Consider the following 19,587-nt stretch of genomic DNA (forward strand, 5'->3'; position numbering starts at 1 on the left):
TTTATTCTTTTTCGCCTGGATTTTATCTGCTCAAGAAAGGAAGGCTGCCACAAAATGCTTTTTTTCAAAAAGCATTTTGCGACAGCCTCTTTTTTCATCATTTATACAATTAATCTTCTATCAACTACATCCCAATCAATATTCTTAAAAAAGGTTTCTAAATACTCTGGTCTTTTAAAACCATAATCCATCATATAAGAGTGTTCCCATACATCCAATACTAATAAAGGTTTATAATCTGCAGGAATCCCAGCATGGTGTTCATCAAGCCAAAGATTATTTAATTTACCATTGTTGTGATCCTGACACAATATGGCCCAGCCAACGCCAGAAATACTTGCAGTTATCTTAAAATCTTCTTTCCATGCTTGATAGCTTCCAAAATTATCCGTTAATTTCTCAATTAAACAGGATGCACTGCTCCTCTCATTCTGACCGCCTAAGTTTTCAAAATATAGTTCGTGTAAACGCATATCACTTGATTGACTGCCAAAACACCGCTTAAGGCTCGCATACTCAGGGGTGTCTTCCTGTCCACGCGCAGCTAGAACTTTTAGCTTTGCTGCAGTTTGATTCCTTCTTTCTACATGTTCATGATATAAGGTAAAATGATTGTTGAGTAAGTTCTCACTAAAGCCCTGCATTCCCAAAAGATGTCCAAAATCTTGTGCTTGATAAGACATGTTTCTACCCCTCCATTTAAAGTGTTTTCGCAATGAACATACGTCTTTTTTCACATATTATAGTTGTAATTTTTTATATATTTTTTACCAATTACTCATATTATATGTTATTATTTCTGTATTATATCATCTTAAAAGCAGCTTTGCTCCCCCTATACGGCATTTATACAGTATACTTTATCAGATGACTAATTATATTACGCAATCATAAAGCAGACTCAAGGAGGACAACGATGGTAGTTTTAAAATCTGTAGGATATTTTATCCTTGCTGGATTATTTGAAATCGGCGGCGGTTATTTAATATGGCTTTGGCTGCGGGAAGGAAAAGGGATTAGCCATGCAGTGTGGGGTGCTATTATTTTAGTACTATACGGAGTAATCCCTACATTACAGCCAGCCAGCTTCGGCCGGGTGTACGCTGCCTATGGAGGCGTTTTTATCGTTCTTTCTATTTTATGGGGCTGGGGTATTGATAAAATTCCTCCAGACCGCTTCGATATTATTGGAGGACTCATTTCCTTAACAGGTGTCCTGATTATCATGTACTGGCCCAGATAATAGTGTGTTCTTAATCATCTTGCAACGTAACTACGACCGCCTCATGGATGCGGTCTGCTGCAAAGTCAACCCGTGAGGGAATGGGAACCAAGTTTTAAAATTGTTCGTCAGAGTAATACGGTGAACTCTAATACTGCATCCCTGGTTTTCACTTGAACAACTTGATGAATGTTACCTGTTATTCAAAACCGCGCGCAGTACTTCTTGGGCATTATCGGCCTCTTGCTTGCCTACTCTCGCTTCGAGTACGGATATCAGGCTTTTTAGTTGCGCTTCGGTCAACCCTACATTCAATCCCACATTAAAATGGGAGCGAAGTTGGTTGTTGACGCCGTTCATGCTGGCTAAGGCGGCAATGGTCGCAATCTCCCTGCTCTGAAAATCCAGGATATCGCGGCCAAAGATGTCCCCGAACAAATGTCCTTTTAAAAACTCATCAATGGCGGGAGCGAAGGCATAGACTGGCCCGCTGACGGGTACGCCTACCAGGCTTGTCTGAATTTCTGTGCCAAGTTTAACGCTGCTTTTACCGGCAGGCAAGGGGCTAGCTTCTCTGCCCGGTTCGTCCCTAATGCCTTTCGCTTTCCGCTCCTCCAGGACGTTCATAAAGGTAGTGATTCCGTTTAAGCTGCGTGGAAACCCACAGTATGCGTACATCTGCACAAGGATTTCCTTAATTTCATTCACGGTCAACCCGACATCCAATCCTTCGTTCAATGCGATTTTTAGTCTCTCTAAATCGCCCCTGGCGGTGAAAGCCGCAATGGTGACCATCCCCTGCTGTTTGGCATTCAAGCCTGAATGAATTGCTGTCTGCGCCTGCGAAACAGCTGTCATACTAATTACAAAAAGAAAAACCCCCGTTAAAATTGCCGCTATTTTTTTCCTCATTAACTCATCTCCTTTTAAGTTAGTATGTCGAGCTTGCCGTGTCTGACATTGCAAAATCTGATGTCTATTTTACAAATGATATAAGCGTGAAAGGACTACAGGAGGTTATGCACATATCAATCACAAAGTTACCGGAAAGGTTGGCATTAAATTACACACGGGCGAACCACATGACCCGAACCTTTTGCGAATTTCACTGATTAAGGGCTTACAGACTAACATTCCTAACAGTACGAATAAAAGGCAGGCAACACCATTGTATTCTCACAATCTATTGATGATGCTCGCATTGTAAGCTGCACCAAATCCATTATCAATATTGACAACACTAACACCGCTTGCGCAGCTGTTCAGCATGGATAAGAGCGCCGAGAGGCCACCAAAGTTAGCCCCATACCCAACACTGGTAGGGACGGCAATAATAGGTTTGTCCACGAGCCCTCCTATGACACTGGCTAATGCGCCTTCCATGCCTGCAACTACGATGACAACCCTTGCACCACGAATAAGATCAATTTGGGCAAAAAGCCTATGAATGCCTGCAACTCCCACGTCCATAATTTTTTCTACACGATTCCCCAGAATCACGGCTGTTTCTGCAGCTTCCTCTACCACCGGCATATCAGATGTTCCTGCTGAAACAATGGCAATGTAACTATCCGTAAGTTGCTCTTCTCTTTTTCGAATCGTGATGGTCCTTCCCAACGGGTTATACCTGGCTTCTACACCGAACGTTTTTATAGCTTCATACATCTTTTCGTTTACGCGGGTTGCTAATATATTATTATCTTGAGTCAGCATAAATTGGATAATACTTCTCACTTGTTCCACTGTTTTTCCTTCGCAATAGAGCACTTCTGGATATCCTACCCGTATTTCACGATGATTATCGATTTTGGCAAAACCTAATTCCTTATAAGGTAAATCCTCAAAGATTTCCATTGCCGCTTCGATTTCAATTTCTTTACTCTTTATTCTTTGCAACAAATTTCTCATTTCCGCTTTATTCATCATTTCCTCCTGAGATATCTTCTCGCGAACTTCGATTTGTAGACAGTATTTCATACTCCCGTCCAAAAAGATCTATCACTCCAGCGTCTCGTTCATACTACCGATACGGTAGCCAGCCAGGTCCAACGTAACAAAGCTGAACCCCAATTGCTTTAGTGCACTATGAATGCGACGAGCATTTTCCGATGCGCTAAGAACCGGTATATCAGCCTGTGAAACCTCGATACGCGCTAACTTATCATGATGGCGCACCCGGATCTGCCCGCTGCAAAATTCCCTTATGACTTTTTCCGCCTGCTCGATCTGCTCCAGCCGCTCTTTGGTAATCGACAAACCATAGGCCACCCGGGATGACAGGCAGGCGGCACTGGGTTTATTCCATGTAGGTAATCGCCATTCTCGGGAAATTTCCCGTATCTCTGCTTTCGTTAATCCGACCTCCAAGAGTGGGCTGCATACTCCCTCCAATTCAACAATCGCTTTCATTCCCGGTCTATAATCTAGGCAGTCATCAGCGTTAGCACCATCAAGCACCCAGGAGTAGCCTTCTGCCTTAGCCCATTGGCTCAAAGCACCGAAGCGAGTCCTTTTACAATAATAGCAACGCTGGCTAGTGTTGGCGGCAAATTCAGCACTTTCCAATTCATCGATGTGCAGTAGAATGTGGCAAATACCCAGCCGGTTGGCAATCGCTACCGCTTCCTCCCGCTCTGACGCCGATAGGGTAGCCGAATAAGCGGTTGCAGCTACCACTTTATCACCTAGACTCCGGCTAGCGGCAGCCGCTAAAAATGTACTGTCAACTCCGGCGGAGAAGCCCACTACAACACTGTCAAGACCGGCTAATAATTTCAGTAAGTGATCCAGTTTAGACTGAATTTCAGCATTCATTTATTACAGTACTCCTTTTTTTCCCATTTCTTAAACAGGTTCTTTTATTGATTTTCATTGTCTGCCGCTATCATTTTACAAACCTCTTTTGCATGCTTCTCCCCCTGATCACGCTGCTCTTCACAACCAAGGTATACTCTTAAAACATTAGGAATCTCAAACTCTCTATGCCCTATTCCATAGCCAATCTTCTTTACTGAAAGATTCATATGGTCTGTGAAGACACTGACATTTGCCGCCAAGATTGCAGCTCCAGTCGGTGTCGTCGTTTCAGATGCTACTATACCTGTCTTTACTGGAGTATCTTTTAGAATTTCAATTGTTGCCGGAGCTGGGATGGGAAAGGTACCATGGGCGCATTTTACAAATCCTCCCCCAAGCTGAACCGATGATGCCATAACTTTGTCTACCTTTAAGTACTCTAGACCCACCGCAGCTCCCACAATATCAATGATAGAGTCTATCGCTCCAACCTCATGAAAATGCACTTCATCTAAAGACTTACCGTGAACTTTTGCCTCAGCCTCTGCTACTTTCATAAAGATTGCCATACTTGCCTTTTTAACTTGATCACTCAGGCCACTGCTAATGATTATATTTTCAATATCTTTTAGATTTCTATGTTCATGGTGAGTGTGTCCATGGGCATGCACTATATCACTGTTTGCTCCATGGTGATGGTGGTCTTGTTTTAAGACCACATCGACTCTGGTGCCGCTTATTCCTTTTTGGGTCTCCTTCTTAACATGCAGTTCATATTCAGTATCCAAATTCAGCTTAGACAACTCCCTCCTTAGATAGGCCTCATCTACGCCCAAGTCCAGCAATGCACTAAGATTCATATCACCGCTGATACCACAAAAACAATCATAATATAACACTTTCATGATCGATCTCTCCATTTCCTTAATTATTATAATCATAAAAAGACAGCCGGGCTGAATCCCAGCTGCTTTCATATTTTTAATAGGTGTATGACTGAAACAATATTATCGAAATCACCATATCAGACAACATGATATACCAGAAATAAATTAGATTTCTATTAGATTATAGTAGCGATTGCCCATTCCCAGTATCTCCATGTATTCGAGCTGGTGCAAGCCAAGGCGGGATTCCATGCGTTCGACGATATCTCGGCGTTGATCGGTAGGCATCTGGTAAATCAAATCTACACACGCCTGGTCAGCTGCCAGAATATCTGTCGACCCAATAATCCCAATATCATTGCAAGTCGGTTTAGCGGCACTGGCCCCAGCACAATCACAGTCAACCGATATATTTTTCAACACGTTAATATAGGTAATATGACCTTTGAAGTGCTCAGCAATGGCCTTGCCCGATTCCACCATTCGCTCCAAAAATCCTTTTCCGAGTGGCCAGCCATCCCCATGAATCATTCTTTTGCCCCCCTTGCCGGAAGCCATACCGATGCCGATGTTTTTTAAAGAGCCACCGAATCCCCCCATTGCATGACCCTTAAAATGGGTATAGACGATCAAGGAATCATACTTACGCACATTTTTCCCTATCGCAATTTCCTGCAAATGAACTCCTGGCTCAAAAGGAAACTTTCCTCCGAAATTATCTATGTGTTTATCAAGAAATTCTTTTGCGCCTGTCGGCAGCATAACATCTCCGTCCTCGTCCAGAATATCGACGGGACAAAAGTCAAAACCGTTAATTTTGATCGTTTCACGATGCGTCTTTGTTTCCCGGCGCGGACTGTTATATAGCACATTGCACTCGACGATGCTGCTGCGCGGAATCCTCTTCTGCAGATTTTTGATGTACTCAATCGGCAGTAGGTTCGGTCCGTGTGCTTCACCAGTATGCAGTTTAATCCCAACTCTGCCGGTAATTCCCTGATTAATCTTTTCATAAATCTTTTGTACGCCTTCCGGGCTCAAATCCCGCGTGAAATAAACATTGGGTTTACTTGGATCATGTGATGAAACCGCATGTGATCCATCCCAAGTCACGGGCAGCTGCCCGCTTTCCTGTGCCTGCGCAGTTAACTGGCCAAATGCCGGAATTGCTGCTAATGCTGCCACTGTACCGCTGGCAAACTTCAAAAAATTTCGTCTGGAAAATTCCTTGTTTTTTTGTTCTTCATGACTATTCGTTTTTTCCATTGTCTCACGGCTCCTCTTTTCGTGATTTCTATCCCCCTGGATTTGGCGTATTTTGAATAAACATGGCTAGTCCTATTTAGTCTTTTTATCATTGTCCTTGGCCCATCATTAACAGCAGTCTATCACTTGGAGTTAACACCAAGTCAAGTATTTTTAGAGAAAATTTTTACAAACATATTAAGGCTCTATAAAGATTTTTTTACAATTGACAGAAGTCTCTTTTCTTATCTCAAAGTTTCTTTATTTATCAGTTTTTTGGGATATGTAACTGAAAGTCTACAGCCAATCCCTACTCTGTTTAATTCTAAGTTAAGAGACAGGCCGGTTACGGTGATTGAATACCACTGCAGCCGGCCTGTCTTTTAACTTTATTCAGTCTAGTTCCTCAAATTCGCTACATCTTTGTCTACTCTGCCGACTCTCCGCCTTGAATAGGCGCGCCTCCCGATTATTTTAGCTTACCATAGACTTCATCATCCACTGGTTCCAGCCATTCGTTTGAACTACCTTCGGCGGGCACTTCCACAGCCAGATGAGAAAACCAGCTATCGCAAGATGCTCCATGCCAGTGTTTTACTTCCGGCGGAATATTTACCACATCTCCAGGACGCAGCTCTAAAGCTTTTCCCCCCCATTCCTGATAATAGCCCCGACCACCTGTTACTAATAAAATCTGACCGCCCTTATGATGAATATGCCAGTTATTCCGGCATCTCGCTTCAAAAGTCACGTTTCCAATGGGAACTCCTATCGTTGTTAACATATTCAAATATGCTTGTCCAGTAAAATATTGACTGAACTTTTCCGGTAGTCTATCTCCAACAGAAAAAATGACTCCCTTACTTAAATCCATTATTTCACTCATATACATACCTCCAATTTTTTTCGTTTTGTCGCTTTTCTGCAACCCTTCACTTATTTTCTGCAATCCGATCTGCCGCTTCATTGACACATCGAAGTGCATTCAAGCTCCTTGGATATCCGATATATGGTAGACACTGAGATATGATTTTAATTAAAAACTGCTTGTCATTGCCAATACGCATGTTCGCCGCTGCATGACTGGCAAGCTGTGGCTCACAGCCACCCTGTGCGGACAGAAAGCAAAAGGTAATCATCTCGCGCATTTTGTAATCAAGGCCTTTACGAGTGTAATAATCTCCAAAGCAGTTATCTGCCAGCCATTGATTAATATGGCGCGATTCCTCCGGCCCTGATTTATAAAACTCTGCCATTTGAGATCCGAAAATGTCTACCTGCGCCTGAATTCCCATTTCCAGACGGTTTTCTGTCGTTGCAATTGCCTGCCCTTCTAGTGGTAGCGGAATGCCCTTCTCTGTCAATACATCATTGGTAGCATGTAAAAAATCAAACACTCTTCCAATGCCAAGGTAGGCGACTGCCTGATATACCACCTCTTTTATTTCAACTGGCGTGACGCCGAAATTTAGGGACGCCTTCATCATCGCCTTGTATTCGTTCACGCATTGTGCACCACAAGTGCTGCTAGAATCGCTATCATACGCGTGTGGTCATCTAGGTTATCACTGTTTACTACTTCATCAAAGGCAAAGTTGTCAAACCGCTCAATAAATTCCGGATCTGTTTCTAAAAATTTAGATACATATCCTGGAAACATTCTTTCATGATACTTCTTGGAAAACTCCGTAATTGCCATACAAATACCCCCTTCCTGACTCTGTATTATTATTTATTTTCTTTAGTTTAGAACCTTGAGTTAACTCCATGTCAAGCGTTTCCTATATGAAAAAAATAACTTATTATATTTTTTCTCTCTAACTCTTAGGAAGATTAAAGCTATTTTCTTTTTTATAATTGAGATAGCCTTATTTGAGTTGGAATTCTTTTTTCTTTGGTCTTGAAACTTGCTTTTAAAAGTAGAATTCTTAGGCAAACATCCTTAAGTTGACGACATTGCCTGCCATGCGGGTGTTCTTTACAAAAAGAAGCTGTCAGTTACATCATCCTGACAGCTTCTTTTGTGCTAAATACGTATAAATATTTTTCGATTACCGGCTGTTTAAAAATCTTCTCTACAGCTTCTGCATACAGATTGAGCTGCACCGAATAACGGTCAATTAATTCACTGCTGTCAGTTACCCAATCCGTCTTATAATCCACTAATACCAACCCATCCGCCTCATCAAACAGTACATCGAGAATCCCTTGAATGAAAATACCTTCTCCCGCCCCTGCCACATCATCATAAAATTTCTCAGCAGGAAGAACTAGACTAAAGGGCAATTCTCGCCGTACTTTCGGCGAAGCGCATAAGCGCTGACCAAGACTACTTTTGAAAAAAGCTGCCACGCCTTTAGTATCCACAATTTCAGCATGTTCCGGCAAGATCATTTCCTTCTTCACCATCGCTGTGATTTGCTCTTTGATACCAGACTCAGACAAATCCCCCTGCAAATCCATCTGCTGCATGATGCTATGCATTAATGTGCCTCGTTCTGCACCCGTAAGTCCCACTGACTGCTGAATGAACTTAGGACGCAGAGCAATGGATTTCTTAGCAAAAATTGGCTGGCTGCTGCTTTCTTCCACCTCTGTATCAAAACGCCGTTTGATTTCCGTCACAGACAATTTAGCAGGTTTGCCCACAATATGCTGATAAGCGTACTGCCAACCTAAGGTTTTCTCTACCCAGACAAAATCTTCGCTGCCCTCAACAGGCTGCAGAGTACGGATATTTTCTAACAACGTAATCGTTTCAGACTGCTCTTCACCAGCCTCCAGCAATTGGCTGCGGGAATAAATATCCACCTTCCACGCCGACAGATCGTCAGCGAAAATTGGGCTGGGCTCTTGTTCACACTCCCCATATTCTCGAAGAGGTGCTCCCCCCACATGCCGTGCTACAGCGGGACATAGCCAATCCAAATAATTACCAGCTCCTGCAATCATTGCATCTGGCAAAGTAGGCTGAAGACGATCGGTATATTGACACCATCCTGCCGTTTTTTTCGCCAGCTTGCTCACAGAACCTACGAGAATCAGTTTTTCTCTCGCCCTCGTTAAGGCTACGTAGAGAATGCGCAGCTCCTCCGCCTTGGTTTCCATGATGAGCTTATGACGAATGCCATGCCTTGCTAAGGTTGGATACCGAAACCGCAGTTCCGGATTGGTCACATAAGGACCCACCCCTAAGATCTTGTGACTCAGTACCAGGGCTTTACTATCCTGCAAATTAATGTTCTTCCCTAAATCAGCCACAAATACAAGAGGGAATTCCAGCCCTTTACTCTTGTGAATACTCATAATTCGTACCACATCTTCACTTTCTCCCAAAGCTCTGGCAACGGCAAGATCAGAACCTTTGTCCTGCATCCGTTCTACAAAGCGCAAAAAGCGAAATAAACCTCGAAAATTTGTCGATTCATATTGACGAGCCTGATCATATAGCGCCCGCAAATTTGCTTGCCGCAGCATTCCACCCGGCATGCCGCCTACATAATCATAGTACCCGGTATCCCGATAAATCTGCCAGATCAGTTCAGGTACACCCTTGCGCCGAGACAAATTACGCCATTTTTCAAACTGCCTCACAAAGGCTGCCACTTTCTTCTGCGTTTTTTCCTCTAAGCTCCCCTGCTCTGTCTCATCATTCAAGGCGCTCCACAACTCTTCTCCCGGGCAGCACAAACGAACTTCAGCCAACTCTTCCGTCGTAAAACCTACTAAGGGTGAACGCAGCACCGCCGCCAAGGCAATATCCTGACGTGGATTGTCAATTACACTTAATAACGCTACCATGATTTGCACTTCAATTTCTCTAAAATAACCGGCATCTAGTTCGGCATAGGCTGGTATGCCTGCCTTTCGCAATACATCCAGCATGACATTCGCCTTGCCCTTTACTGACCGCAGTAAAATAACAATATCTCGCCAAGCGAGATTGCGATATTGTTTTAAAGCTTTATCATACACACGATAACTGCCTGTCATATATTCAGCCATCTTTTTCGCAATCAAACGTGCCTCTAGTTCAAAACCACTGAGCTCCGCCTCTTCCATCAGCTCGGCTGCAGGACCATCCGGGGATTCTACGCCCTCACCGTTATCCACTTCCCCTTCAGGAGAAGCCATCGGCTCCTCAGCCTCATCCCGATCTACAATGCACAACTCTACAGGTCCTTCTAATAGTTTGCCCTGCTCCTCCAGATAATCCGGACCAGGATTGAGTTTTTCCGCTTCCCCATACTCCAGCTCTCCGATTCGCGGTGCCATGAGCTGCACAAAAAGGAAATTGACAGCATGCAGCACTCCCGCCCGACTGCGAAAATTCTGAGACAAATCAATGCGGGCATACTCGCTGCCAGCGGTGGGATAGTGGCGATATTTTTCCATAAATAATTCTGGTTCAGCTAAGCGGAAGCGATAGATGCTCTGCTTTACATCCCCTACTAAAAATAAATTAGGCTGGGTACTGCTGGCTACCAAACGCAGAATGGTTTCCTGTACCCCGTTGGTATCTTGGTATTCGTCGACCATCACTTCTGCAAAACGCTCCTGCAGTTCTATGGCAACAGAGGAGGGTTCGATCTCCCCTGGCCGGCTTGTTGGTGCAAGCAATATTTCTAAACAGAAATGCTCCAAATCATTGAAATCCAATACATCCTTACTGCGCTTCATCTTGGCAAATTCCCGGCCAAACTCAATGACTAACTTGCCTAAGGTTTCCACCACCGGAGCAATGAGCCGCATATCCGCCAATAGTTCTTCTGCCGGACGATCAAAAAAATGCACCTTGCAGTCATTGACTTTATCTTTTACTTTCTGCCTGCCCCGTTGAAAATATTTTTTCAGCGACTCATCCGTTCCCTTGGGTACAGCAGCAATCTTCTCGAACTTACAACTGGCTATTGCATCAGCCAGCCGTTCCCAGGAATGAGCAGCCGCAGACAGTATTTCATCAAGAACGGCCCGATCCGCCATAAAGGTATCTACATAGGCTTCCACGCCACCTGACTTCCCCGCTTCCAGGCAAAGAGCATCCAGCTGCTGCCCTGCCTGTTCCAAATCCAATATGATCTTCTCCCGAATCAACTGAGACCAAGGTGTTTGATCAACTCTTGTCCCTTCAGGCAAAGCAAAACGCTTAGAAAGATCAGCCAGCCAGTCTTCTGGCCACGGATGACTCTGGGAGAAGTTATATAACCCTAACACCAGCTGATACAAAGAATCATCACTCTGCTCATCCCCGTAGTGTTCCACCAGATCCAAGAACGCCTCATCCCCTTGAGCATATTTGCTCTCAAAGAGGGCTTCTAAGACTTCGGTCTTCATAATCGTCACTTCTGCCTGACCCCCAATGCGAAACTGAGGATCTAAATCTAAGAGATGAAAATTCTGCCGTACAATGTTTTGACAAAAAGCATGGATGGTTGAAATGGCGGAGGAATTTAAGAGTGCCAACTGCCGCTGAATATGCTCGGAACGAGGCTGTTTCTTCAGCGCATCATTCAACGCCGAGCCAATTCTTCCCCGCATTTCAGTGGCTGCCGCATTGGTAAAAGTAACGACTAGTACCTTATCCACATCAATTGGCTGCTCTTTATCCAAGATGCGGGAGATAATCCGCTCAACCAATACAGAAGTTTTACCCGACCCAGCGGCTGCCGCTACCAATACGTTTTTATTGCGAGTTTCGATTGCCAATAACTGCTGCTCAGACCAACTCATCGGGTTTCACCTCCTGTCCCTGGATAATTTTTCCCATAATACTGCTCTCATCCGGCTTTGCCAGTCTGCGGTACTGATTTTCCGGCAATAAACTGTCAAACTGGCACACTGAACTATACTGACAAAATCCGCATGGTGTCCGTTTATCCAAAGCATAAGGGCTAATTGCAATATTGCCCGCCATAATTTCCCGTGCCGTATCCACTAATTTCTTCTCTACATGCCGAAGTAGCAATTGAAATTCTTCTGGCTCTTTGACATAAGATAAGCAATTGCTATAAAAGGTATCATCCTTTTTCAAGGCGACCTTCAAGAATTCTGAATAGCCATCAATGCTTTGATCCAATAACCGTATAACCTGAGAATCTGCTAACACCCAGCCCGGCATCTTCAAAAGGCCATTGATTTTTTTACATATTTCATCTGCGTCTAATTTTATCTTATCGGATAAGTTCGGATTCTTTAAGAAATAATACAACACTCCTGCGGGCAGGCAATCTTCGTACGCCTTACTCGCTACCAATAGGTAGGTTAATAACTGGAGCCGCAGTCCATAATACACATCCACCAATTTCAGCCAAGCGCCCCCTGACTTATAATCAATGATGAGCATATATTTCTTGCCTTCTAAATCGGCAACATCCAAACGATCAATCTGTCCCACTATTTCCAAGGAAATATCATCTGGCAGCATATAAACGAGAGGCGGCAGCGCATCATTCCCCCGGCCAAACGACTTTTCCATTGCCATGGGCTTAAAGGTACTTACTCGATCAAACTCCACCAGCCGACGCACTGCACGGGTCACCGTTCGTTTCAGTCTGCCCACCAAATGCTTGTGCTGCTCTGAACTTAATAAAATCTCATTTTGCAGCTTTGGAGCCAGCTCTTCTACCACTTGATTGACAATCTCCTTGTACTCCCCTTCGCTCATACTGCCCCAATCCCGCCCGGCCTCTTGCAGGCTGTCGCCAAATCCTTTGAGAGCAGCATGTAAAAACTGTCCCCAGTCAGGAGCCTGCAAGCGAAAAACCGCTCGTTCCTTAAGACTAAGTCCATATTGAGCAAAGTGCTTGAAGGGACAAGCCTGATAGGATTCAAAACGGGTGACGCTGCCCCTTAGTTTATTTTTCTTCGGATATAAGCGTATCGCCAAATTTCCTGGCAAAGACTCTACCTGATTGTGGTGAAATAACCCTGCTACCGCCCGCTGCACATACCATTCTAGTCCCTGATGCTGTATCGCCCAATTATAAACATCCCACCACACACTAGCAATTGCCTCGCCGCTCTTGTAGCTGCGAAGCACAGCGGCCAAGGAGGAAATGCTGCGCTTCCCATGAGCGATATATTGTCGTTCACTTCCCGGTACAGGTTCTACAGGCAAGGAATGAAAGGGCACAGCCGCCAATTCTCGCACCCGTTTGATCAAAAGAGAGGGACTTAGCCCCTTGCCTTCTTCATCTGCCAGAGGATAACTCAGCCACAAATAATCTCTCGCCCTTGTTAAAGCCGTATAAACCAAAAACCGCTCGGCAAAAGAATCCGATTGAGATCCGGGTGCTAATTCCAGTCCCAGCTGGATCATCTGACCTCGCTCAGCATCCGTTAATAAACCCTCACCGCGACCACGCATAGGCAATACCCCATCATTTACGCCAGGGATAAAAATACTCCGAATGTTTACTAAGCTAGTCTGCTCCATAGGAGAAACAGTAACATAATCAAGCCCAGGAGGTATAAGACTGAGGGTCAGTCCTTCCAAACCTTCACTGAGCATAATTCCATAATCGGCGACTTTCATTTCTTCTGCTCCGCAGATTTCCACCAGTTGTTCCATTAACTGAATGACTTGATCCCATAACTGACGATGCTCCCGTGCCTGCTCCAGATCCCCGATTTCTTCGGCATGAACCGCCCACACTTCTAGTTTTTCAGGCACCATCAACCCCACTAGAAATTCATATAGGGCCGTCGTCATCGCCAGTACCGTAGTTGCCGCTTTCATCTGCTGCTCAAAGACAATCAGAGGCGCAGAGGCTTTCATCCGTATCTCATTAATGGATTGCAGCTGCTCCTGCTGCACTTCATTCAATTCCTCATCTTCCCCTAATGAGAAACGACGAATAAATGTCCAGGGCTGACCATTGGTCCATTTTGTACCGCGAATCCCAAACTCCAATACGTAGTTTTCCAATTTATCAATATCATCCCGGGATAAATCAAATAAATCTGTCTTAAAACAGCGAAACAGCGGATCATAACTCCACCTTTCCGTGATCACTTCTAAAACAGAACGCAATAATTCTGCTAAGGGATGATGAACCGGCTGACGTTTGCGATCGCTGAAAAAAGGGATCTCATAATCAGCCAACACTGTCTCTACAAGTTCAGCGTAACTATCCCCACTCCGAAGCAAAACTCCAATATCCCGCCAGCGATAGCCTTCCTCTCGAACTAAACGCAGCATATCTCTAGCCATACCCTCGATTTCTACCCGACGATTGGCAGCCTCTGTTACCGCAACGCCTCGCGCTTCTCCCGTCCAAACCGTAGAAGGAAAGGTAAATAACTGCTCTTCCATATGCCCGAGGAGAGGAGCGCTAAAGCGTTTCGTCTGGACTAATTCCACTTCCTCAACCTCTGCTCCCATTTTCTTTGCCATATCCAATAGCTTCCGCCGGGTATCCCATTGGCGATGAAACAATGCTGTCTCACTAGCCTGCTCACCAGACTTGGCATCTGCCAAACACAAGGTAATGGTTACACTGGCAGAATTCTGCAATAGCTGAGCCACCACACCTGCCTCCTGGGGATTAAACCAGGTAAAACCATCAATCCACACCTGGGCCTGATGCAAAATAGCAGACTGAGGAATCTTCTCTGCCAGCAAGGTGAGATAGTCTTCAGGATCCGTATAACGCCCTTGCAAAAAGTTCTCAAAACCTTGATATACTAAAGCTAAATCATGAAGTTTATCACCAATCGGCAAATCCGAACACTGTTCTTCCACCTCCGCCAACGATTCTGGTGATACACCATAAGCTTTAAATTCCTGAATCATGCTGACTAAAATATCGGCAAAACTTCGCTGGGCAGCCGCCCGATGAAAGATCTTAAAATCTGCCTGATGATCATGCAGCAATTTATTCAATACGATTCGTTTCCCTAGTTCCGTAATATGAGAACGAACCGCACCACCCGTTTCCATTAAAATCCGATGTGCCAAACGGCGAAAACCAAAGACATAGGCCCTTGTAAAGCCAGCAATGTCAGGATTAGATGCCAGCTCATGCTCCACCTGAAAGGTAGCATGCTCCGGCAAGATCATGACCATAGACCGTCCCTCTGGTGATGCCGCCAGCATCTGCCCCATTTCCTCTAAACAATACTGGGTCTTACCAGCTCCAGCCCTTCCTATCATTAAACGAAGCTTCACCTTATGTTTCACCTCTTACCTTGTATCTTGCTATTAGCAGTAACATTCGGTATGAGGGGGGAAAAGTCCTACACGATAGGATTGGATTGCACAGGGAAAGTGTTCATGGAAAACTCTCCTGTTTTTATAGCTTTACTTGGCTGGTTCATTCAAGTGCAAACTATAAAATACATTCCGCAGGACAATACCATCGAGTACCCCTTGCAGATATTCGTGAGTACTGGTATAGTTTTGCTCTTGAAATACGACCGTTTCATACTGCTCTAGCAGCTTTTCATCAAGTGAACTAAGCTGTTCACGGAGCTTTTCAATCTCTGCTGCCATCTTCTGATATTCCTCTGTTTTATGATACTGACGAAAAGCTCTATTGCGTCGGTCATCAATAAAACCATCTAACTCGTTTACTAGATTGCTCACAAATGGATCTTCAATATATTTGTGCAAGAATCTCATAACAATCCCCTCCGCCGTTTGTTGTGTATGATTTACAAATTAATCATACACAACAAATATCTTCCTGTCAATCATAAACAACACCATTTCATCACTATCTTTATATATTTTGTGTCCTGTATGGTTTACACTTTATACATGAGGTGATTCTAATGAGCTCCAATAAGTTAGGCGATTATATAAAAAATATACGTGGCGATATGTCACTTCGTGATTTTGCTAAATTGTGCGGAATAAGCCACACTCACATAGATAGTATAGAAAAAGGTGTTGACCCTCGAACAAATAAAACAGTACGTCCTACAGTCGAGACTCTCAATAAAATTTCTCTTGGAACTGGAATAAGCATAAAAAAGCTAGTTGACCTATCTATGGATATTGTTAGCGATGAAATTCCCCTAATCCAATCCAAAGAAGCAAAATGCAAAGATTTAATTGAATTCCTCAAACAGCCAGAAGTACTATTCGATGGCATTTTACTTTCAGAAGAAGATAAAGCCAAAGTCAAAGCGTCACTAGAAATCGTATTCTGGGATGCAAAACAGAAAAAGAAGCGGGAAAAATCGTAAACGTAAAACGATTTTCTTCGCTTCTTTTTCCGTCAAGCAGGTCGCATGTTCCAATCGGATATCCTTACTTATATAATCAAGGATTCTGCGAATTACTCCGGAGAAGGAAATTTAAAATTGTAGAAATATCGAACCCAAAAGAGTAGAATGAAGACATATGTTGAGATATTTTTATCTATGTAAAATGAAATTAAAGTTATCACTACCATCTTTCAAATAAATTTTTCCGCGGTATGTTTTGTATTTTTCTTTACCTATCGTTACCCAATAGTTCTTGTCTGTTGCTGGCAAAGAAATTGTATAATTGCCTCGATTGTCAGTCTTTGCAATTTGTATTCCTTTCAAGCCGCCCTCCATTTCCAATACTATTTTTGCTCCATCAATTGGCCGCAAATTTGAATCCGTTATTTTCCCAGAAATAAGGTACTTTGCTGTTGCCGCCGCAGTGTTAAAATGAAACAGGTTCACGAAAAGAAAAGAACCAAGAATGAGTAAGAAAATCTTTCTGTTTTGCAAAATCAGCACTCCTCATCGATAATAATTTTGACACAAGCAAACAATATGATACTATACATTTGTGACGAGACTATGACAAAAGAAGATCTCGAAAAGGTCAAAGCATCACTAGAATCGTATTCTGGGATGCAAAACAAAAAAGAAGCGGGAAAATCCTAAATGATTTCTCGCTTCTTTTTCTATTAAATGATCCATCCCTATAATTTTCTTACTAATCGTCAATATTATAAACACTTTATCTTAGATTTTCTTTGTGCCGTTGAATTTCAAGTTTCTGACGTTCATGCCACTCTCGTTCACTCTCATTGGGACGCCGCTTCATTTCCCGTTCATGTCTTTCATTTTCAATCTGATTACGATCATCTTGCTGCTGCACAGAGGATCGTTCCATATGCAGCGGTGAAGCTTCTATTAATGATGCGCCAAATCCAACTTGCATCATACCTACCATTGACAATATTGCTATTTTTTTAACCATGCTTTTCATAAGAAATCACTCCTATCTGGTATTTATTGTTTATATTGTAATCTACCAATGTAACAACATTGTTACAGATTAATCACTTTTTACCTATACCGATAAGAACCTGATTTTCATTTGCTATTCAAAAGTAGCCTAAGTAGAAGCAGACCGATAGATCTAGCACAGTCATTTACTTAACTTCCAGCTATCGCTCTTGTTATATGCAATTGAGTAATAATAACCCATATGTATTATATCTTATAGGGGATAACAATCGTATTTTTTCTTATTCCAAGTGACTCATTCAGATGATACCTACGTTTGCTTTGCAAGATCAGTATTAAGCTTGCCAATAAAGGACGTGAAAGCCTCCGTAATATCGACGTCAAGGCGATCGGATAATACAAATATCCACCAAAGACACTCGGCAAGCTTAGACCCAAGCTCAGCATGCACATCCCCATGATATACCCATCGTCCCTCAGCAGCCATGACTAGGCGGCCAAGAACACCAACATCGGTAGTAAAAGCGAGCATATCCTCTTCCGTGGTCCACGCGCCTTTATGATTGCATTCTTCAAGTTTCTGATAAAGCATGCGAACGTGCATTGCCTGTTCAGTGGCCTCACTAAAATCAAGTGCAGCCGGATTTAACTTCTTTATATGCATGTGTTTTCTCCTTAATCTTTAATTATTGGATGATGAACAATCCTGTTTTATTATCCCTTAAAAACCTTGCATAATTCATAACCGCAACCGTTTTCCTATCGACGTCCGATACTACCTAATATTGTTATTGTACATATGGGAATAAGACACCAGTATGTCATATTCAAATTCAAATCGTGATCTAGAAAATAAAATATCCTCACACTTCTTTCTAGGAAGTGTGAGGATTAAAAATTAACTTAAAGTTGTAGGATCTATATAAACTCCGATAGAGGCTCCATATAATACAATAGCTGTTAAAGCTACCAAGAATAATAGATATCCGCCAATTAGGATTTTCTTATTCATACTCTCGTTAAGCTCTTCTTTTTTTGTTGATTCACAATATCTATTGTGACAATAGGCATTAGCCATTATATTCACTCCTTTCGAACCAAATTACTAGTTTTAATGTGAATATATAACAGTCAATAATCATTGTCAATTAGAAAGTTTATTCCGTTAAAAAACACAATTTAGATAATTATAAAAATTTTATCGAATAAAGATAAAAACTTGGCTACAGTCAACAGACAGTAGCCAGTTTAATGCAGTTAACACATTTCGCCTTTTAAAATTTGATGCCTTCCGAGAGTATCGGTAAGTGTTGATGCACTTTTTTTCAATTTAATAAGCTCTTCCTCATTTAGCGGCACAGCAAAACGTTGTTCAACACCGTTTTCTGTAACAATACACGGTAGGCTGAGTGCCACGTTAGAAATACCATATTCCCCTTGTAAGGTTGTAGAAACGGGTAAAATAGAACGTTCATTGAATAATACTGCTTTTGCGATCCGACAAGCCCCCATAGCAATGCCATAGTTGGTCCAGCCTTTGTTATCCACAATGTCACTTGCGGCACGAATGACTTCTTCAGCGATAGCATCCCGATCCAGCAGTTTTTTCGGCTGATAATAATCGTCGAATTGTTGAATCGGGATGCCGCTGATACTCGTTAAACTCCATGCCACAAATGCAGATTTACCATGTTCACCAAGCATAAATCCATTGACATTCTTTCCATCAATTTGATAGTGATCGGCTAAAATACGCTGAAATCGCAAGGTTTCCAGTGTCGTCCCTGTACCGATTAAGCGATCAAGGGGATAATCAAAAAAGTTAGCAGCATAATAGGTTGTGATGTCAAGTGGATTGCTAATCATGATAATCACGGCTTCCTTGGTATACCTTGTGATTGACGTCATGACATCATGAACCACTTTAATATTACGCTCAGCAAGGCGTAAACGATCACGGGTCTCTCCTGGTTTCAACGGCGGCAGTGAACGTCCGGCAAAACCAGCAGCGATCACGATCACCTTTGCATCCCTGCATTCTTCATAGCCTCCAGAATACACTTTAATATTTTGACTGTAATTACACGGCGTGGAATGACTGGCATCGAGTGCCTCTCCATAGGCTCTTTTTTTATCAACATCAATAACAGCAATTTCCGACACCAATTGGAACGCAATCGAACGATTAAGCACAGCCGCTCCAACATGCCCCATGCCTACAATAACAAGTTTATTTTTTGTTGACATACAATTCTCCTTCAC

Annotated in this window: 19 protein-coding genes; 2 read left to right on the forward strand and 17 right to left on the reverse strand. The window is 43.0% G+C overall.

Annotated elements, in window-relative coordinates; all coding sequences use genetic code 11:
* Positions 1 to 101 precede the first annotated feature (101 nt).
* Complete coding sequence (locus tag BMZ99_RS02730) at positions 102 to 683, reverse strand: superoxide dismutase (protein ID WP_090932707.1); 582 nt, start codon at positions 681 to 683, stop codon at positions 102 to 104.
* 233 nt (positions 684 to 916) lie between these two features.
* On the opposite strand from BMZ99_RS02730, the gene BMZ99_RS02735 reads away from it, so the two are divergent.
* Positions 917 to 1,243 (forward strand): YnfA family protein, encoded by a 327-nt coding sequence (locus BMZ99_RS02735; protein WP_090932709.1) that lies wholly within the window; start codon positions 917 to 919, stop codon positions 1,241 to 1,243.
* Between the two features lie 171 nt (positions 1,244 to 1,414).
* Here BMZ99_RS02735 and BMZ99_RS02740 read toward each other — a convergent pair whose 3' ends face one another.
* The 11 genes from BMZ99_RS02740 to BMZ99_RS02785 form a co-directional block, all read right to left on the reverse strand.
* Entirely contained in the window at positions 1,415 to 2,134 is a 720-nt protein-coding gene (locus tag BMZ99_RS02740) for a carboxymuconolactone decarboxylase family protein (RefSeq protein ID WP_090932711.1), read from the reverse strand.
* Positions 2,135 to 2,398: 264 nt separating this feature from the next.
* Positions 2,399 to 3,145, reverse strand: coding sequence for a nickel pincer cofactor biosynthesis protein LarB (gene larB / locus BMZ99_RS02745; protein WP_090932713.1), 747 nt, complete (start codon positions 3,143 to 3,145; stop codon positions 2,399 to 2,401).
* A 75-nt stretch (positions 3,146 to 3,220) separates the two neighbouring features.
* Positions 3,221 to 4,036: an ATP-dependent sacrificial sulfur transferase LarE gene (larE, locus tag BMZ99_RS02750; RefSeq protein WP_090932715.1), complete on the reverse strand. Its 816-nt coding sequence runs from the start codon at positions 4,034 to 4,036 to the stop codon at positions 3,221 to 3,223.
* A 44-nt stretch (positions 4,037 to 4,080) separates the two neighbouring features.
* Entirely contained in the window at positions 4,081 to 4,959 is an 879-nt protein-coding gene (gene larC / locus BMZ99_RS02755; RefSeq protein WP_245754782.1) for a nickel pincer cofactor biosynthesis protein LarC, read from the reverse strand.
* Between the two features lie 111 nt (positions 4,960 to 5,070).
* Positions 5,071 to 6,171 (reverse strand): DUF362 domain-containing protein, encoded by a 1,101-nt coding sequence (locus BMZ99_RS02760; protein ID WP_090932720.1) that lies wholly within the window; start codon positions 6,169 to 6,171, stop codon positions 5,071 to 5,073.
* Between the two features lie 448 nt (positions 6,172 to 6,619).
* On the reverse strand, positions 6,620 to 7,036 hold the full coding sequence (locus tag BMZ99_RS02765; protein WP_090932971.1) for a cupin domain-containing protein: 417 nt from the start codon (positions 7,034 to 7,036) through the stop codon (positions 6,620 to 6,622).
* A gap of 46 nt (positions 7,037 to 7,082) precedes the next feature.
* The gene (locus BMZ99_RS02770; RefSeq protein ID WP_245754783.1) at positions 7,083 to 7,637 is read right to left on the reverse strand and encodes a carboxymuconolactone decarboxylase family protein; all 555 of its coding nucleotides are present in this window, start codon (positions 7,635 to 7,637) and stop codon (positions 7,083 to 7,085) included.
* A gap of 14 nt (positions 7,638 to 7,651) precedes the next feature.
* A complete protein-coding gene (locus BMZ99_RS26880; RefSeq protein ID WP_245754784.1) occupies positions 7,652 to 7,849 on the reverse strand; it encodes a hypothetical protein in 198 nt (65 codons plus the stop codon).
* 299 nt (positions 7,850 to 8,148) lie between these two features.
* A complete protein-coding gene (addA, locus tag BMZ99_RS02775) occupies positions 8,149 to 11,880 on the reverse strand; it encodes a helicase-exonuclease AddAB subunit AddA (RefSeq protein ID WP_090932721.1) in 3,732 nt (1,243 codons plus the stop codon).
* Positions 11,867 to 15,319, reverse strand: a complete 3,453-nt coding sequence (gene addB, locus BMZ99_RS02780; RefSeq protein WP_090932723.1) for a helicase-exonuclease AddAB subunit AddB — start codon at positions 15,317 to 15,319, stop codon at positions 11,867 to 11,869. Before addB ends, addA begins: the two co-directional genes overlap by 14 nt.
* 132 nt (positions 15,320 to 15,451) lie before the next feature.
* The gene (locus BMZ99_RS02785) at positions 15,452 to 15,772 is read right to left on the reverse strand and encodes a hypothetical protein (protein WP_090932725.1); all 321 of its coding nucleotides are present in this window, start codon (positions 15,770 to 15,772) and stop codon (positions 15,452 to 15,454) included.
* A gap of 152 nt (positions 15,773 to 15,924) precedes the next feature.
* Here BMZ99_RS02785 and BMZ99_RS02790 point away from each other — a divergent pair, with 152 nt between their 5' ends.
* Complete coding sequence (locus BMZ99_RS02790; protein WP_245754785.1) at positions 15,925 to 16,341, forward strand: helix-turn-helix domain-containing protein; 417 nt, start codon at positions 15,925 to 15,927, stop codon at positions 16,339 to 16,341.
* Positions 16,342 to 16,512: 171 nt separating this feature from the next.
* Here BMZ99_RS02790 and BMZ99_RS02795 read toward each other — a convergent pair whose 3' ends face one another.
* The 5 genes from BMZ99_RS02795 to BMZ99_RS02815 all read right to left on the reverse strand — a co-directional run bounded on the left by BMZ99_RS02795 (position 16,513) and on the right by BMZ99_RS02815 (position 19,572).
* Positions 16,513 to 16,857: a carboxypeptidase-like regulatory domain-containing protein gene (locus tag BMZ99_RS02795; protein ID WP_090932726.1), complete on the reverse strand. Its 345-nt coding sequence runs from the start codon at positions 16,855 to 16,857 to the stop codon at positions 16,513 to 16,515.
* Between the two features lie 235 nt (positions 16,858 to 17,092).
* Positions 17,093 to 17,344 carry a hypothetical protein gene (locus tag BMZ99_RS02800; protein ID WP_090932728.1) on the reverse strand — a complete coding sequence of 84 codons (252 nt, stop codon included), beginning with the start codon at positions 17,342 to 17,344 and terminating at the stop codon, positions 17,093 to 17,095.
* Between the two features lie 291 nt (positions 17,345 to 17,635).
* Complete coding sequence (locus tag BMZ99_RS02805; protein ID WP_090932731.1) at positions 17,636 to 17,989, reverse strand: nucleoside triphosphate pyrophosphohydrolase family protein; 354 nt, start codon at positions 17,987 to 17,989, stop codon at positions 17,636 to 17,638.
* A gap of 234 nt (positions 17,990 to 18,223) precedes the next feature.
* The gene (locus tag BMZ99_RS02810; RefSeq protein ID WP_090932733.1) at positions 18,224 to 18,403 is read right to left on the reverse strand and encodes a hypothetical protein; all 180 of its coding nucleotides are present in this window, start codon (positions 18,401 to 18,403) and stop codon (positions 18,224 to 18,226) included.
* Positions 18,404 to 18,582: 179 nt separating this feature from the next.
* A complete protein-coding gene (locus tag BMZ99_RS02815) occupies positions 18,583 to 19,572 on the reverse strand; it encodes an L-lactate dehydrogenase (protein WP_090932735.1) in 990 nt (329 codons plus the stop codon).
* Positions 19,573 to 19,587 lie beyond the last annotated feature (15 nt).

The sequence above is a fragment of the Pelosinus propionicus DSM 13327 genome, assembly GCF_900114615.1.
Classification (GTDB): Bacteria; Bacillota; Negativicutes; order DSM-13327; family DSM-13327; genus Pelosinus; species Pelosinus propionicus.

Excerpts from the sequence above, each read along its gene's own strand:
- BMZ99_RS02730 (WP_090932707.1), bottom strand. The coding sequence starts at position 683 with ATGTCTTATCAAGCACAAGATTTTGGACATCTTTTGGGAATGCAGGGC.
- BMZ99_RS02735 (WP_090932709.1), top strand. The coding sequence starts at position 917 with ATGGTAGTTTTAAAATCTGTAGGATATTTTATCCTTGCTGGATTATTT.
- BMZ99_RS02740 (WP_090932711.1), bottom strand. The coding sequence starts at position 2,134 with ATGAGGAAAAAAATAGCGGCAATTTTAACGGGGGTTTTTCTTTTTGTA.
- larB (WP_090932713.1), bottom strand. The coding sequence starts at position 3,145 with ATGAATAAAGCGGAAATGAGAAATTTGTTGCAAAGAATAAAGAGTAAA.
- larE (WP_090932715.1), bottom strand. The coding sequence starts at position 4,036 with ATGAATGCTGAAATTCAGTCTAAACTGGATCACTTACTGAAATTATTA.
- larC (WP_245754782.1), bottom strand. The coding sequence starts at position 4,959 with ATGATTATAATAATTAAGGAAATGGAGAGATCGATCATGAAAGTGTTA.
- BMZ99_RS02760 (WP_090932720.1), bottom strand. The coding sequence starts at position 6,171 with ATGGAAAAAACGAATAGTCATGAAGAACAAAAAAACAAGGAATTTTCC.
- BMZ99_RS02765 (WP_090932971.1), bottom strand. The coding sequence starts at position 7,036 with ATGAGTGAAATAATGGATTTAAGTAAGGGAGTCATTTTTTCTGTTGGA.
- BMZ99_RS02770 (WP_245754783.1), bottom strand. The coding sequence starts at position 7,637 with ATGATGAAGGCGTCCCTAAATTTCGGCGTCACGCCAGTTGAAATAAAA.
- BMZ99_RS26880 (WP_245754784.1), bottom strand. The coding sequence starts at position 7,849 with ATGGCAATTACGGAGTTTTCCAAGAAGTATCATGAAAGAATGTTTCCA.
- addA (WP_090932721.1), bottom strand. The coding sequence starts at position 11,880 with ATGAGTTGGTCTGAGCAGCAGTTATTGGCAATCGAAACTCGCAATAAA.
- BMZ99_RS02785 (WP_090932725.1), bottom strand. The coding sequence starts at position 15,772 with ATGAGATTCTTGCACAAATATATTGAAGATCCATTTGTGAGCAATCTA.
- BMZ99_RS02790 (WP_245754785.1), top strand. The coding sequence starts at position 15,925 with ATGAGCTCCAATAAGTTAGGCGATTATATAAAAAATATACGTGGCGAT.
- BMZ99_RS02800 (WP_090932728.1), bottom strand. The coding sequence starts at position 17,344 with ATGAAAAGCATGGTTAAAAAAATAGCAATATTGTCAATGGTAGGTATG.
- BMZ99_RS02805 (WP_090932731.1), bottom strand. The coding sequence starts at position 17,989 with ATGCATATAAAGAAGTTAAATCCGGCTGCACTTGATTTTAGTGAGGCC.
- BMZ99_RS02810 (WP_090932733.1), bottom strand. The coding sequence starts at position 18,403 with ATGGCTAATGCCTATTGTCACAATAGATATTGTGAATCAACAAAAAAA.
- BMZ99_RS02815 (WP_090932735.1), bottom strand. The coding sequence starts at position 19,572 with ATGTCAACAAAAAATAAACTTGTTATTGTAGGCATGGGGCATGTTGGA.